This window comes from Coleofasciculus sp. E2-BRE-01, assembly GCF_040221695.1.
Classification (GTDB): Bacteria; Cyanobacteriota; Cyanobacteriia; order Cyanobacteriales; family Coleofasciculaceae; genus Coleofasciculus.
In genome coordinates this window covers 24827-39658 of the sequence record NZ_JAVKEA010000221.1, presented here as the reverse complement: position 1 = coordinate 39658, position 14832 = coordinate 24827, and the positions used below count along the sequence as shown (strand labels likewise).

The window sequence follows — 14832 nt, the reverse complement described above, 5'->3', positions numbered from 1 at the left end:
TCAAACAGGTTCCGTTTAATACATAGCTCCCCAACATTGCTCGCTTTCCCCCACACCCCACACCCCATACCCCACACCCAGTATCCTATCGTGGGTAATGTGGCTTAAGTTGACACCCATGCACGTCGGTGCGCCCCTACGGTGATCACCGTTCATTGATCTAAAACCTCTAGTACCGCCTTGGGTGATAACTTATCCTTAAACCAAATAATTTGGGCTGGCACACGTTCAAGCTTAACCCCAGCTTTATCCAAATTAAGTCGCTCAGAAATTGCCAAAATCAAATTATCACAAGCCGCCCGCCGGACTTGAGAAAATTTCTTTTGCAGATAGTCGGGACGCCAAAACCCAACAATTTCTAACAACATATCTCGCCCGTCGGGATGCACCAACCGAAAATCCGGAATCATCACACTCCCCGGAATCGGAACCAAATCTACTTCTCGTTCCAATATCCAGTCCGTTTTCAGCGCGTCCCAACGGTTGGCAAAGGAAGCTTCAATCATACTATCGTAAGGCTTCCCCGGAGGATAATGAGTCACCAACCCACACTTATCATTGAGGCAAAATCGTCCAGTTTTCCAAGTTCCCGTGTAGGGATCACGCATTTGTAACGTGGCTTTGAGACTCCAACGAGTAACATGAAGTAGAGCCGGAATCAGTTTCGCGATCGCGAGTCCATAGCGGGTACTGGTTTTAAATAAACTCGCTGGTCCATCAATAGTAATCGTAAACCCATGATCCGCATCGCCTTCAATATAAGTCATTAAGCCAAATAACTTTAAATAACGAAACAGTAGTTTATATTCCCCCGGTACATTCCGATGAGCATTGAGAATCATCTCAGAGGCTTTGTAGAAAATCCCCTGAACTTGAGATAAGTTGTAACGGTGTAGCAAGGCTTCCGGCGCGGGATCATCAAACTGGGTGAGAATCCGATTTTCCGGCAAATCCGCATAAAGCCCTGTTCTAATTTGCGACGGTAGCACCTCTTGGTGTAATTCTTGAGTAAGCGTACTACTCAAAGTTTCCAGAGTCGCTTCCGTAGCAGCGCGACAGGGGAGAGATTGAGCAGATAGAGTAAAAACTCGTTGTCGCAGTTCTTTTGGTTCCAGGGGGCTAGCAATTTCAAAGGTGCTGAAATTATTTTTGAGCAGATGTGCCAGTCCCCGTTTAAGGCGATAATCAGGACTATCCCCTTCTAATTCAGAAAGCTGGCTATTCAGTTCACCTTGGGTATGACCCACCGCCTTCCGGAAACAGGTGATTAAATCCGTGGCGATATCACAGGTGCGTGGGTTAATCGGCAATCGCTTGGGGATGATTTCTTCCCCATTTTGTCGATAAATTAGCAGTGGTGTGGGTAACATGAGCGATTTGTCATTGGTCAGTGGTCATTAGTCATTGGTCATTAGTTACCACTCAAGTATCCGTTACATAATTTAACTTGATTGGGCGAGAAGTCCCGCGCTATACTTTTACGTCAGCGTTGGGATGAATCGCCAGAGAGAAAAAACTTATTTTTAGAAACTTATGCTTTTCACACATTACCATCAATTACTTGATATGTTATGCTAAAGTAAATAGGCTAGAGTTCTAGCCCCAAACCGCGAAAACCAAGCGGCAAAAAAGAGTATTCTGCCTTGGGAACCAGGGCGGCTGCGCGGGTTCTCTTAATAGGAGATAAAGGTTAGATAACTAACCAGAGACGCTGAGTAAGACCGATATACTTTCGGGTATTGAGGCATCGGCGGATGAGACGCGAAGCCTGCATCATAATCTTTGATTTGAATCTTTGATTTGATGTAGGTAGTTCACACTATGAGTACGACATTATCGATGAGGCAGACACCTACTCACACTATCTACAGAGTGCTAGAGTGCAGACCTGATAGCTATAGAGATTGGTTAAATCAAGGGCATGGATTGCGAGATGAAGGGCGCTATGAAGATGCTCTGACCAGCTATAATCGGGCTTTAGACTACAAGCCCCATGATTTTTGGGCGTTGTACTGGCGAGCCGATGTTTTAGATGCCTTGGGACACTACTCGGAAGCGTTAAGCAGTTATGACCAAGCTTTAGCCAAAAAGCCCACCGATTACTGGAGTTGGTGTCAACGCGCCAAGGTACTGCGAGAATTACAACGTTACGAAGACGCGATCGCCAGTTATGATCACGCCCTGGATACTCGACCCGATGACTATTGGGCTTGGTACAATCGAGGACGGGTCGCCCTAGAAGATTTGGATTGGTACAAGGAAGCGATTACCTCCTTTGAGGAAGCCCTGAAGCTTCGACCAACCGATTACTGGAGTTGGTATCGCTTAGGTGACGCCCAGCGTCATTTGGCGCGGTATGGAGAGGCAATTGCCAGTTATGAAAAAGCCTTAGAAACCCGACCGGATGATTATTGGGCGTGGTATCGACGGGGAGATTCCCTGCGACATTGGGGACGCTTAGAAGACGCCTTGGCTAGCTATGATCGGGCGTTGGAGATCAAACCCAATGATCCCTGGACTTGGTACCATCGAGGGGAACTGCTGCGGAAACTGGGTCGATATCTTGAAGCTGTGGCGAGTTATGACCAAGTATTAGACTCTGATCCAGAAGACGAATACGCCTGGTACAACCAAGCCTGTTGCTATGCCTTACTGGGAAATCAGGAGAGTGCGATCGCCAGTTTACAAGCTGCGATTCGCCTGAATCCGAGTGAATATCTCACCTTAGCCCAAACTGACTCAGATTTTGATAATCTACGGGGAAATGAGTCCTTTCATGAACCGCGCCTTACTTCGTGAAGACGCGGATTGACAGAGGTAACCTGCCAGGAAGTCATGAATAAGGGCATGAGTTGGCAAGGGATAATCACGTTAAAGCCTCACGGCAGTTGGAGTTAAGGGTAGTCAAAGAGTTGGCGGCGATATTTCCGGTAACTGCGATTGGCTATGAGCGAGTTAGAGCCGATGTAGATCAAACCCAACGCAAACGCGCCAAGTCGGGGAAAAACTTCTCCCCGGTGATGATTGGTCAGGATTGGGCAATATCCCAGATGGGAAAAATCGCCCTTCGACAAGCTCAGGGTATCACCCCTGTCTACGTCCGCGAAGGCTGGCAAAAGGATGGGAACGGCACATCTCAACTCCGAACCCAGCTAGGTCTAGAGAAGGATAAGACCAACAAATCTATAGCCAAACCGGAGACCCACGCAGTTGATGGAGTGGCGCTGGCTTGCGGGTATTTCGTCAAGTATGTTCAATTTAGTGGCTCTAACTCTCGCGGTTACACCCACAGAGGCAGCGTCGGTATTACTCCCTCCCCATTCAACACCTCGGCTCCGCTCGGTGTTGACGCACTCGCGGAGCCGAAGCGTCAAAATTATCACCCGTCCTGGCGCAGTGAAACGGGGAAAAGAGTACGGCTTTTTCCGCCGTCAATTGCACTTTGAAGTGCCGGATAAGTCGGGGACAAGAAAGCGCAAGGGTGGGACGATTACCCCGTTTGGTCTTAGGGTTGGTGACTTAGTAAGAGCCGAAAAAGCCGGAAAAGTCTACATTGGCTACGTTGGCGGATTCACCAAGACTAAAGATACCCAGAAGGTTTCTGTTTGTGACTACACCTGGAAACGTATCGGACAATTTGCTCCCAGTAAAGTCGAGTTAATCAGGAGGAATAATGGATTGTGTGTAGCCTAAAGGGGAGATGGACGGCTCCATTCTTCCGGCATCCCGCTATCCCTCCTCGGATTACGAGAGTTGAATCTGAGGACTCCCGCGTTCATGTTGAAGCTCTGCTCAACGGTATGGGAACAGATGAGGGGTAGATCTCAACCATCATTTTTTTGTGATAATCTAGTGAAGTCTAGTCCTTCTATGTGCCCAGCGATCTCTCACGCTTGGGTTTCCTCACCTCTTGAAGGAAAGACATTATAATACCTGTACACAATTCTTCACCTGCCGATCAGACGCGACATGTTGCGTCCCTCCAGGACTTATAGCAAAAGGCAGATGTCCTAACTCCTGTTCCCTCCCCTCACTACCAATACTTATTCTGAAACTTCAAAATGTAGAGACGTAGCAGGCTATGTCTCTACACGTTATAGGATTAGTTCTTGTCCCCAACAACCCTACCGTAATCAGTATCAGTAAAGGTTGTTGTAACCAGACATCGAAACAGTTACTCAAAAACAGGTGCTGCTTCCTTCACTTCACATGGCGCATTGGGAAACTTCTTAAAGTTTTCCACAAATCGTTTCGCCAAATCCTTCGCTTGTGTCTCGTAGGCTTGGGGATCACTCCAGGTATTTTGGGGATTGAGAATGCTGCTGTCAACACCGGGGACTGATTTTGGCACTAAGATCTTGAAGATGGGATGGTGATAGTATTGCACCTTTTCCAACTCCCCACTTAACGCCGCTGCAACCATGGCGCGACTGTCTTGAATCCGGATACGTGTGCCAACGCCGTAAGGTCCACCTGTCCACCCAGTATTCACTAAATAGACATTGGCATCATATTTAACCAGTCGTTCAAATAACATCTCGCCGTAGACAGTTGGCGACAGAGGAAGGAACGGTTGACCGAAACAAGCGGAGAATGTGGCTTGGGGTTCCGTAATTCCCCGTTCTGTACCCGCGAGTTTGCTGGTGTAACCTGACATGAAGTGGAAAATTGCCTGATTATTGGTCAGCTTAGTAATCGGTGGTAATACACCAAAGGCATCTGCGGTGAGGAAAATGACGGTTCCGGGATGACCACCGATCCCCGGAATGACACAATTAGGAATATAATCGACCGGATACGCGACTCGTGTGTTTTCCGTGAGGCAACCATCATCATAGTTGGGAACGCGGGTGGCTGGGTCAAGAATCACATTTTCCATCATTGACCCGAAGCGAATCGCTGACCAAATTTGGGGTTCATTCGTCCGCGACAGCCGAATGGTTTTGGCGTAACAACCCCCTTCAAAGTTGAAGATACCCCGTTCTGACCATCCATGTTCGTCATCCCCAATTAGATGCCGTGTGGGATCAGCTGATAAGGTGGTTTTTCCCGTACCCGAAAGTCCAAAGAATAACGCGGTGTTCCCTTTTTTGTCCATGTTGGCGGAACAATGCATGGGCAGAACATCGCGCTTCGTCATCAGATAATTCATGAATGAGAATGCCGATTTTTTGATTTCACCGGCATAGCGCGAACCACCAATCAAAACCAGCCGTTTGGCAAAGCTGACGACAATAAAGGCTTCACTATGGATACCATTAATTTCTGGGTCTCCCTGTAAACCAGGAATCGCAATGATGGTTAATTCGTGGTTATGGGTATTCAGTTCTTCTGGAGTGGGGCGGAGGAACATTTGATGGGCAAACAAATTTTGCGAAGCGAGTTCGTTAACAACTCGTACACCTAGGCGGTATTGTGGATCAACGCCGACATACCCATCAAAGATAAACAGATCTCTGCCTTGCAAATAAGCCAACATCTGTTTATAGAGCAAGTCAAATTTTTCCTGTGATATGGGAACATTGACTTTATTCCAGTTCACTTCCTCATGGAGCCCTGGCTCATCAACGATGAATTTATCCGCAGGAGAACGTCCCGTGTATTTGCCTGTTTCTACACAAAGAGCGCCATTGGCAGCGAGAACGCCTTCATGCCGTTTTAGGGCTTCTTCAATAAGCTGGGGAACCGGGAGATTGTGATACAGATGACCAAGGTTCCTTAATCCCAGAGATTCTAGTCCATAACTCTCATCATTCATCTGAGTATTGACTTCAGATAAGGTTTGATAGACGTGGTTCACCGTTTTCAGTTCGGATTCCAACTTGTAAGTCTTTTCGTTCATATCAGCACCTTCTACACTCTATAAGCGTGAACTTGCGTTTGCCATAAGAAATATTTCCTAGGTTTATTTGTATCAGAAAAATCGTGTTGTATTTTACGAATTCACAATTATTTAAATTAGTTAATGTTTTTTGTTTATTTTTTGTAAATAGAAATGAGCATCAGCATTCCTATTGCTTAACTCCTAAATTTTGTCAAGCTTAAATGGGGCAAATGTCAACATTTAAGGACAATTCAGCTTGGCTAATTATTGGGAATATATTATGCTGACAAAAAGTATAATACACTATTGTCGGAACAGATCAATGTTCCTCGGTTTATCATGGTTGATAAACTTAGCGGCAACGACGCTATACGGCTCGACCCAAAATCCTCCCAAATGGTAACATTCGCTACTTATAAGTAGGTGAGGACAATTAAAGTTAACGGCGTAAATCGTCATACTCGCTTCGCGAGAAGCAAGCTACGTCATTTGTCATTTGTCATTTGTAAGGGTTTGAGGAACATTCACAGAACTTAACATTGTTCGGTTTATTTCCACCGACATACTTACTTCCCTTTTATAACGAGGGGCGGGTTTTGCTGAGAGGTTATCGGTAGGATTCCAACATTAAATGGCTAAACCCGCCCCTACAATTAACAAACTAGACTTTCCGGCGGAAGCTTGAACTATTGATTATCTAAAGATACAAATAGATTCTGGCTCTACAGGACACTTTAATTCAGCAAGTGGATTACCCATTAGGGATAGTCCAGAAAGATTGTTCAATCCAGATAGGTAACTTACATCTGTTATTTGATTATTCCGGAGATTGAGGTAAGAAAGATTGGTGAGTTCCGAGAGAGGGCTGATATCTGTTATTTTATTACTGCCGAGGTCAAGTTCAGACAGATTGTTAAGTCCGGCGAGGGGGCTGACATCTGTTATTTTATTACTGCCGAGATTGAGATCATAAATTATCGCGATTTCTTGAGCAGCTTGCTGACAATCATTAGTTTCGACATACCGGAGCAAAGTCTGAACAGTATGTTTAGCGCCTCTTGACAGCTTCTCTTGATTGAGACACCAATCCATAAAGGTTCTAAATTCAGTGGTTGATTGAGATAGCGCCGCCTGTCTAAAATTAGGAAAGGAGAAAGGATTTAAACTGATAGCTAATCCTAAACCCAGCAATTGCGATAATTTTGTAATCATTTTATTTATACTATTTATTCAGTTGACCAGTAAAATGAGTGATCAACTTCATCCCTGATTATAACGATCCCAAGTAGTTGGGCAGAATGAAAATTGAAGGTTGAGATTAGGAAACAGGGGAGGGAAAACAAGGAACAGTAAGGATTTGACGCTTGTCAAGTTTATTAGTACAGCAGAAAAAATTTATGTCCAAGGACTTAGACTATTACTGGGGTTGGACTGAGTAGCCAGAAGAAGCTGCGATCGCGGCTGGGCATTTTTAGTCAGACTAATGACTAGACTGGTATCTTTTAGTGAATTTAAAACCTAGAAATAATTTAGAACTATTGATGAGTTTGGCTAAACGATACTCAAAGTTGTAACAGGGTTTTTACCCAACGCGCTTGCTCAAGGGAACCGGGAGGCGAAGTATCTGGTGAGATTCTGACGCTCGTTCCTCGCTATAGCTTCGCTTTTCCTAGACATAATAGAACGCAACTTCGGTATCACTCATCCCCCTACCAACTCGATTTCAAGACTTCCCGTGAAAAGTCAGCTAGGGGAGAAGGCGATCGCACGATAAACTCTCTGGGAGGATGGATTGCACTCCCGCCTTTTTCGTCAAGATTAATGTAGCGAAAGAAAAATACCGCCAAATAATCGATTAAACTGGCAAAGAACCTACTCTTGTGTCTATCGCCCTCTCTGATGAGCCGAAGTTTTCCCCTCTCTAAACTCTCCCGGACATTTTCTTGGGCATTACTGATCGCGATCGCGATCGCAGTACTGTTAAGACTCGTTAACTTAAGTAGCCGAGAATTTTGGTACGACGAGGTGTTGTCCCTGCTGCTGTCTACGGGTCAAAAAACGTCCTATTCCACGCCGAAGGAGTTGCCTGTTACCTTAGCCGAGTATACAGCATTACTAAGTTTACCTCTAGAAAACGGTATCGGTGCTATCCCAGCCACTCTAAAAAAGTTACTCCAAGGATTAGCTGGTGAACCCCATCCGCCTCTATTTTTTCTGGGTCAACATCTTTGGTTACGACTGTTCGATAATGGGGTAGCCGCGACGCGCAGCTTGAACGTTCTGTTCAGTATCGGTGCAATCGGTAGCGCTTATGGTTTAGGTCGTCGTTTGCTGGGTCATCAAGGCGGTTTGTTATTGGCGGCTCTTTTAGGCACTAATGCTTATTATCTCTTTCACTCACTCAATGTCCGCATGTATGGTCCACTATTGTTGTGGGTGATTCTTAGTGCTTGGGCGGCGCTGGAATTGATTGAACCCAAAAGGCTAACGGTTCCCGATAAAGAATACAAGGATGGTGAGGGAGCGAGTCTCTATACTAAACTCTTATGGAATCTAGTCTTCATTGGCTCAATCACCGCCGGGTTCCTCACCTTTTATTACTTTGCCTTTTTTATTGTCGCTCTAGCTGTATTAGTCTTATGGTTAGATCGGCAACATTGGTGGCAACACGGACTACGGTTTGCGACGGGGATCACATTAACGATTCCTTGGGTATTATGGGGAACCCGACAACAGCTACGGAATGCTGATTTAGAGCGGTTTGGCGGGACTCAAACCTGGATAGAAACGGTGGGAAAACACCTAGAAGGAGTAACCCAAACCCTAGGAATTCATTTAGTGTTGGGGGATTGGATTACCAGTTTACCCGTCGTCAGTGCTACTATCGCTGGGATAGGCGCGATCGCACTCTTGGTTGTCTGTAGTATCAGGCTGTGGCGTCAGCATCACTACAGGGTTTTGGGTGTGGCGTTACTATTGGGGATTTTTCCCCTTGTTCTGGCGTTAATGGTGGATATCCTTAAAGGTCAGTTTACCGTTGGCTTTGGCTGGGGGCGATCGATGATCTTTATTTTACCCGGATGCTTGCTCTTAATCGCCGCCTGGATTGAGCGGACAATGGGAAAATGGCGACCCCTTGCCGCCGCGATAGTGTTAGGGTTCTATTTGGTAATCAGTATCGGGGATTTCACATTACGCGATCGCCGGATGTTCCATCAAATTGCCGACATCATCGAGCAAGAACCGACAACTCCTACCTTAATCGCTATGAATTCTCAGGCTTGGGGTCACGTCCTCCGTTTAGCCTATTATATTCCCCCAGATTTGCCCGTCACCTTATTGGCGCAATCCCCGGCGAAACTGGCTCCGGTATTAGAGAAAACCTTGAATACTCAAACGGGTAACTTTTCTCGTGTACTCTGGTTAGATAGCGGTGATCCGATATGGTCAAAGCCCAAAACAGAAGCCGAAAAACTGAAGTTTCAACAAAACATCCAGACCACTTTAAAGTCCCAATACCAGTTGGTAAAAACCCAGCCACTGGTGGGAACAATGGAAGAAGACCAATTCACTGTTCACCTCTATCAACGTTCTCAATAAGTCGGTGAGAAAGATGAACGTTAACGGCTTGGATCGTCTTATGTTATTTGTTATACTCGCTCCTGCAAAGAAGCAAACTACATCATACTCGCTGCGCGAAATGCCATAAAGCTGCTTAAATCAAACGTAAAAAACAGCTAATGAATGTCAATCCCCCAAATTCCTTGCTCCCTGTTCCGTCCGGTTCCTTTGTGGTTCCGGATGTAACCACTGTCTTAGCGACAACGAAAGAACGTCCCTTACAGTTTTCCCTAATTATTCCCACGTACAAAGAAGCGAAGAATATTCCCCAGATTGTCGAGCAATTGAGCCGATTACTCGATTCCCAATTAGCGGGGGACTATGAACTGATTGTCGTCGATGATAATAGTCCGGACGACACCTGGAAAGTGGCACAGGAACTCACGGCGGATTATCCTCAGCTACAAGTCATGCGGCGGATTGAGGAACGGGGACTTTCTACCGCCGTGATCCGAGGATGGCAAGCGGCGCGGGGAGAAGTGTTGGGGGTAATTGATGCGGATCTCCAGCATCCCCCCGAACTGTTATTGCAGCTATGGAGTGAGATTCAACGGGGCGCAGATTTAGCCGTTGCTAGTCGCCATGTTGAAGGTGGTGGTGTGAGTGATTGGAGTATTATCCGCCGATTTTTATCCCGTGGCGCTCAGACGATTGGCTTAATCCTCTTACCGGGAGTCATCGGGCGGGTTTCTGACCCCATGAGTGGTTATTTTATGGTACGCCGTCAATGTTTAGTCGGTCGTCCTCTGAGTCCCCTGGGTTACAAAATTTTAATTGAAGTTTTGGCTCGGGGAAACGTTCCTTGGATTGGGGAAGCAGGATATGTGTTTCAAGAGCGTCAAGCGGGGGAAAGTAAGGTAACTTGGAAACAGTATGTAGAGTATTTGCAACACTTACTACGCTTGCGTTTATCTCTCGGACACATTGGTCGATTCATTCGCTTTGGTGTAGTCGGCTTTAGTGGTGTATTTGTGGATATGGCGGTCTTTTATCTGCTGCGAGAGCATGTAGGATTGGGATTAACCCGCAGTGCGATTCTGTCAGCCGAAGTCGCAATTCTCAATAATTTCTTGTGGAATGATTTATGGACGTTTGGCGATATTTCTCGACATCAACGGGGATGGCGTAAGCGACTGAAACGATTTTTGAAGTTCAATTTAATCTGTTTAGCTGGACTTATTCTCAATGTTTTACTTGTGAATTTGTTGTTTAATGTCTTTGGTATTAATGAATATGTTTCCAAGTTAATCGCGATCGCGGCGGTGACGGTGTGGAATTTCTGGATCAATCTTAAGCTGAGTTGGCGTGTAACCGATGTGCAACAGTAATTGACATCACAGCATTTGACCCCTGCTTAAATATTTAAAATTTATCGGACTTGGTCGGGGCGGGTTTAGGTCAGTTAGTGGTTTGAACCGCAGCGTTATCGGTAAAACCCGCCCCTACACATTCAAACAAAGGACAAATGACAAATGACAAACTAGGCTTGCTGCCACATTTGTTTAATTTTAGGCGGTAAAAACTCAGCAACTTCTTTGACTCGTTCCTGAGACAACTCGTCTTTTGTGGCAGAAAAGATGGCTTTTACTACAGTTTCTGGGCTAACACCTTTGGGTAAGCTGGCTTCTTGACGGATTCTAAACAAGAAGGTGTCAGCATCAAATTCGAGAGGGGGACGAATCCGACTCAGGAAGCTGACAATTGGATTAGTATCTTTCCACAGATCGGCAATCTCTTTTTGCTGTTCTTCGGCTGGAGTCGGCACAGATCCATCCTTTTGACGTAGTTCTGATTCGACCCGATCTGAAGCGTCTGTGTTCATTAAGTCGCGCATGGTGCGGAACACTACTTCAGTGACATCACGGGCGTCGTAAATGTCTTCTAAGGAACCCTGCTTCTTGACTTTTTCTAAGAAAGCTGTATTGTCAGCCATAGTTTTCTCCTTGTGTTTCAGGTCATGGTTGAGGACTTTGAATGTCCTGATTTCCCAGTTTTATGTGAATGATCCAGTAAAGACAGAAAAACGATTTGTATGAATTTCAGATTATTTTGAGGATTTTTCAGGTTCTGGGTTAACACTTTAACCTAGGATAGCAGCGTTAGGGCTGGCATCTACCTCAAGAGGCATATTTTATTCGTCATTCGTCATTTGTCATTTGTCGTTCGATCCGCGATTAATTTGGCAATTTGCCCAATGACTAAGGGAACTAAACTCATTCCCATGATGAGTAACCAACCCTGTAGGCTAGGGGCATGAGTTTGCAGGATATCGGAGAGGATGGGTAGATAAATGGCAATGGCGAGTAATCCAGTACACAGGATTAGAGCGCCCCAGACGTACTTATTGCGGGTGACTTCGTTAACTAGCACCCCTGATCCGCGATCGCGCATATTGAAGACGTGCCACAGTCGGGAAAAGGCGATGGTGAGAAAGGAAATGGTAACAGCTTGATTTTTGTCCAATCCTAACCAGTTGAATGCCAGGTAAAAGGAACCCAAAACCGGGGCAGCTATGATTAAACCATATCCCGCGATCGCGAACCAGTGGCGCTTGGTGATAATCGACTCCTTGGGGTCACGGGGGGGTTGTTCCATTAGGGCAGGAGACCCTTCCCCCACACCCAGCGCCAGGGCGGGGAAAACATCGTTAATGATATTCAGATATAAGATTTGTAGGGGCAAGATTGGTAAGGGCGCATTGACTAACGAGGTGGCGGTGACAGCCATAATTTGACCGACATTCCCTGATAATAGATAAATCGTGAATTTGCGAATATTGTTAAAGATGGCTCGACCCTGTTCCACCGCCGCGACAATGGAGGCAAAGGCGTCATCTTGCAGCACCATATCCGCCGCTTCTTTTGCCACCTGAGTACCCCGTTGTCCCATAGCCACACCGATATCCGCTTTTTGTAGGGCGGGGGCGTCGTTGACCCCATCCCCCGTCATTGCCACAATTGCCCCAGTGTCTTGATGCAAGGCAATCAGGTTTAACTTTTGTTCGGGAGATACCCGGGCAAAAATCGGGGTTTTGACCAAGCGTTCACGTTCCTGGGACGAGGATTCATCGGGGCTTTTTAGGTCTTTCCCCTGCACCACATCCGCTTGTTCATCATCGGTTAAGCCCACAGCGATGCCAATATTCCGGGCGGTTACGGGTTGATCGCCTGTCACCATAATTACTCGAATTCCCGCGTCTTGACATTCATCTATTGCCGCCCGTACCTCTTGGCGTGGGGGATCAAGTAAGCCCACAACGCCTAAAAACGTCAGGTTTTCGTAAGGGTTAGCCTCTTCACTATCCACCCTTTTTTGTGCCAATGCCAGAATCCGTAACCCTTGCGCGGCTAAGTCATTACTGCGTTGCTTCCAGGAATCGCGATCGCGAAGTTCTTTTTCCCCTGAAGAGGTTAAAATCTGAGTACACACCTCTAGAACCGCTTCCGGTGCGCCTTTGACGGCAAAGCGATAATCACCATTGCTTTTATGCAGGGTTGCCATCATTTTAGTGTCGGGATCAAATGCCTCTTCCCGCACTTCGGGCATATCTTCTAATAATTTTTCGCGCTCAAGTCCAGCTTTTTCTCCCGCAATCAGCAGCGCCACTTCCATCGGATCACCGACAACTCGGCTTTCATTAGAATCCTCCGGTTGTAATGCTGCATTATTACATAAGACGCCAACTTCTAAGGCAGGGCGGAGACTATCATGCTCTAAGGGCTTCAGGGTTTCATTGTCTTGGCTGAACTCTCCTTCGGGTTCTAATCCCTCCCCACTAATTTCAATGTCACCGGAGTCGAGTACGATATGACTAACCGTCATCCGGTTTTCGGTTAAGGTTCCGGTTTTATCGGTACAAATAACGCTAGTCGCCCCTAGGGTTTCCACCGCCGCCAGTTTATTAATCAGGGCGTTACGCTTTGCCATTCGCCACATCCCTCGTGCTAGGGCAATCGTCGCCACAATAGGTAGTCCTTCGGGAATCGCGGCGACAGCCAGGGCGACAGCCGTTTCCACCATCAGGCGAATATCTTTGCCCACGATAATGCCGGAAATGGCAATCAGGGCGACAATAACTAGAGTGACCCAAATCAAACGGCGTCCCAGTTGATTCAACCGTTTTTCTAGGGGAGTACGTTCCTCGGTTTTGGCTTCTTGGGCTAACTCAGAAATGTGACCCAATTCAGTCTGCATTCCTGTGGCTACAACCACCCCTTCGCCGGAACCACGAGTTAGGGCTGTTCCTTTAAATAGCATATTGGTGCGATCGGCAAGTTCCACATCTCCTTCGATGGGTTCTGTGGTTTTGGAAACGGGGACGGATTCACCCGTGAGGGATGACTCATTCACCTGCATTTTCGAGGTTTCCGTCAGCCGCATATCTGCCGGAATCAGATCTCCGCTTTCCAGGAGTACCATGTCGCCGGGTACCAAGTTTTCCGCGTCAATCTCTTGCATCTGTCCTTGACGACGCACTTTGGCTTTGGTGCTACTCAGGCTTTGCAAGGCTTCCATGGAACGCACGGCTTGATATTCCATGAAGAAGCCAATGGCGGCATTAATTAAGATGGCAAAAACAATGGCAATCCCTTCAATCCATTGAGCAAAGGCAAAGGATAGAATTGCGGCAATGGCGAGAATCCCAATCACCAGACTTTTGAACTGTTCGATCAGGATTTGTAAGGGTCCCCGACGCTGGGCTTCTTTGAGAAGGTTCGCGCCATACTTTTCCCGTCGCTGCTGTACCTCGGCGTCAGAGAGTCCGTCATCCTCAGAAACATCTAATTTCTTAAATAAATCGGCTGATGAAATTGTCCACGGTTGGTTGGGAAGATCCGCCATAATTGGTTTGATTGTGGTTAACCTTGTAACTTAGATTGGGTAACGGTTGTGGGTCTGCTGATTTAGTGTAGGCTTTGCAAGGCTGATCAGCCATAATTAAGTTTGTATTGCCCTTGTCCAATTTTGGGATTGTGCCAAGGGGGGTCAGATATAGCACTACGCACTAAGGTTAGGACATATCAAGAAAAATTCAAATCGCTCAATCCCTTGTAAGGTAAGCTTTTTTCTTCACTATTGCCTATTCCACACCGAGCGAAGCCGAGGTGTTGCCTATTCCCTCCCCGCGTAGCGCTATATCAGCGCGATCGCACCACAGGATTACCCTATTAGGGTTATATACTGGAAGGTTATACCAAAGAATCCTCCTTTTGAAGGAAGATTCAGCTCATTCTTGAGATCTAACGGTTCTAGCGCTAACTCTTCTGTCTTGAGCTTGAGATTTTGTTGGCTTATCGCATTACCAAGGCAGGTTAGGACATTTTCTACTGTTCCCTGCCCATGAGTTCCCCGTTCCCTGTTGGGATTAACTGATGTCCGTTCCGTAC

The 14832-nt window shown here is 46.5% G+C and carries 12 protein-coding genes; 5 read left to right on the top strand and 7 right to left on the bottom strand.

Annotated features, from left to right (window positions below):
• Positions 1-15 precede the first annotated feature (15 nt).
• Both RIG66_RS30810 and RIG66_RS30805 read right to left on the bottom strand, forming a co-directional pair.
• The gene (locus RIG66_RS30810; RefSeq protein ID WP_446383474.1) at positions 16-156 is read right to left on the bottom strand and encodes a hypothetical protein; all 141 of its coding nucleotides are present in this window, start codon (positions 154-156) and stop codon (positions 16-18) included.
• Positions 153-1370, bottom strand: coding sequence for a DUF790 family protein (locus tag RIG66_RS30805; protein ID WP_446383472.1), 1218 nt, complete (start codon positions 1368-1370; stop codon positions 153-155). Before RIG66_RS30805 ends, RIG66_RS30810 begins: the two co-directional genes overlap by 4 nt.
• 451 nt (positions 1371-1821) lie before the next feature.
• On the opposite strand from RIG66_RS30805, the gene RIG66_RS30800 reads away from it, so the two are divergent.
• Genes RIG66_RS30800 through RIG66_RS30790 form a run of 3 tightly spaced genes read left to right on the top strand, consistent with a single transcriptional unit; the run spans position 1822 to position 3693 of the window.
• Positions 1822-2799 carry a tetratricopeptide repeat protein gene (locus tag RIG66_RS30800; protein WP_446383470.1) on the top strand — a complete coding sequence of 326 codons (978 nt, stop codon included), beginning with the start codon at positions 1822-1824 and terminating at the stop codon, positions 2797-2799.
• 53 nt (positions 2800-2852) lie between these two features.
• Entirely contained in the window at positions 2853-3446 is a 594-nt protein-coding gene (locus RIG66_RS30795) for a hypothetical protein (protein ID WP_446383468.1), read from the top strand.
• Positions 3397-3693, top strand: coding sequence for a hypothetical protein (locus tag RIG66_RS30790; protein ID WP_446383466.1), 297 nt, complete (start codon positions 3397-3399; stop codon positions 3691-3693). The genes RIG66_RS30795 and RIG66_RS30790 overlap by 50 nt, the downstream gene beginning before the upstream one ends.
• A gap of 481 nt (positions 3694-4174) precedes the next feature.
• On the opposite strand, the gene pckA is transcribed toward RIG66_RS30790, so the two are convergent.
• From pckA to RIG66_RS30775, 3 genes are all read right to left on the bottom strand, one after another.
• Positions 4175-5842 carry a phosphoenolpyruvate carboxykinase (ATP) gene (gene pckA / locus RIG66_RS30785; protein ID WP_446383464.1) on the bottom strand — a complete coding sequence of 556 codons (1668 nt, stop codon included), beginning with the start codon at positions 5840-5842 and terminating at the stop codon, positions 4175-4177.
• A gap of 675 nt (positions 5843-6517) precedes the next feature.
• Positions 6518-7036: a leucine-rich repeat domain-containing protein gene (locus tag RIG66_RS30780; protein ID WP_446383462.1), complete on the bottom strand. Its 519-nt coding sequence runs from the start codon at positions 7034-7036 to the stop codon at positions 6518-6520.
• A 497-nt stretch (positions 7037-7533) separates the two neighbouring features.
• The gene (locus RIG66_RS30775) at positions 7534-7671 is read right to left on the bottom strand and encodes a hypothetical protein (RefSeq protein ID WP_446383460.1); all 138 of its coding nucleotides are present in this window, start codon (positions 7669-7671) and stop codon (positions 7534-7536) included.
• Positions 7672-7723: 52 nt separating this feature from the next.
• Between RIG66_RS30775 and RIG66_RS30770 the strand changes: the two genes are divergently transcribed.
• Both RIG66_RS30770 and RIG66_RS30765 read left to right on the top strand, forming a co-directional pair.
• Positions 7724-9424, top strand: coding sequence for a glycosyltransferase family 39 protein (locus RIG66_RS30770; protein WP_446383458.1), 1701 nt, complete (start codon positions 7724-7726; stop codon positions 9422-9424).
• Between the two features lie 140 nt (positions 9425-9564).
• The gene (locus tag RIG66_RS30765) at positions 9565-10773 is read left to right on the top strand and encodes a glycosyltransferase (RefSeq protein WP_446383456.1); all 1209 of its coding nucleotides are present in this window, start codon (positions 9565-9567) and stop codon (positions 10771-10773) included.
• A gap of 152 nt (positions 10774-10925) precedes the next feature.
• Here RIG66_RS30765 and RIG66_RS30760 read toward each other — a convergent pair whose 3' ends face one another.
• Both RIG66_RS30760 and RIG66_RS30755 read right to left on the bottom strand, forming a co-directional pair.
• Positions 10926-11378, bottom strand: coding sequence for a DUF2267 domain-containing protein (locus tag RIG66_RS30760; RefSeq protein WP_446383455.1), 453 nt, complete (start codon positions 11376-11378; stop codon positions 10926-10928).
• A 212-nt stretch (positions 11379-11590) separates the two neighbouring features.
• The gene (locus tag RIG66_RS30755) at positions 11591-14287 is read right to left on the bottom strand and encodes a cation-translocating P-type ATPase (RefSeq protein ID WP_446383453.1); all 2697 of its coding nucleotides are present in this window, start codon (positions 14285-14287) and stop codon (positions 11591-11593) included.
• Positions 14288-14832: the final 545 nt, after the last annotated feature.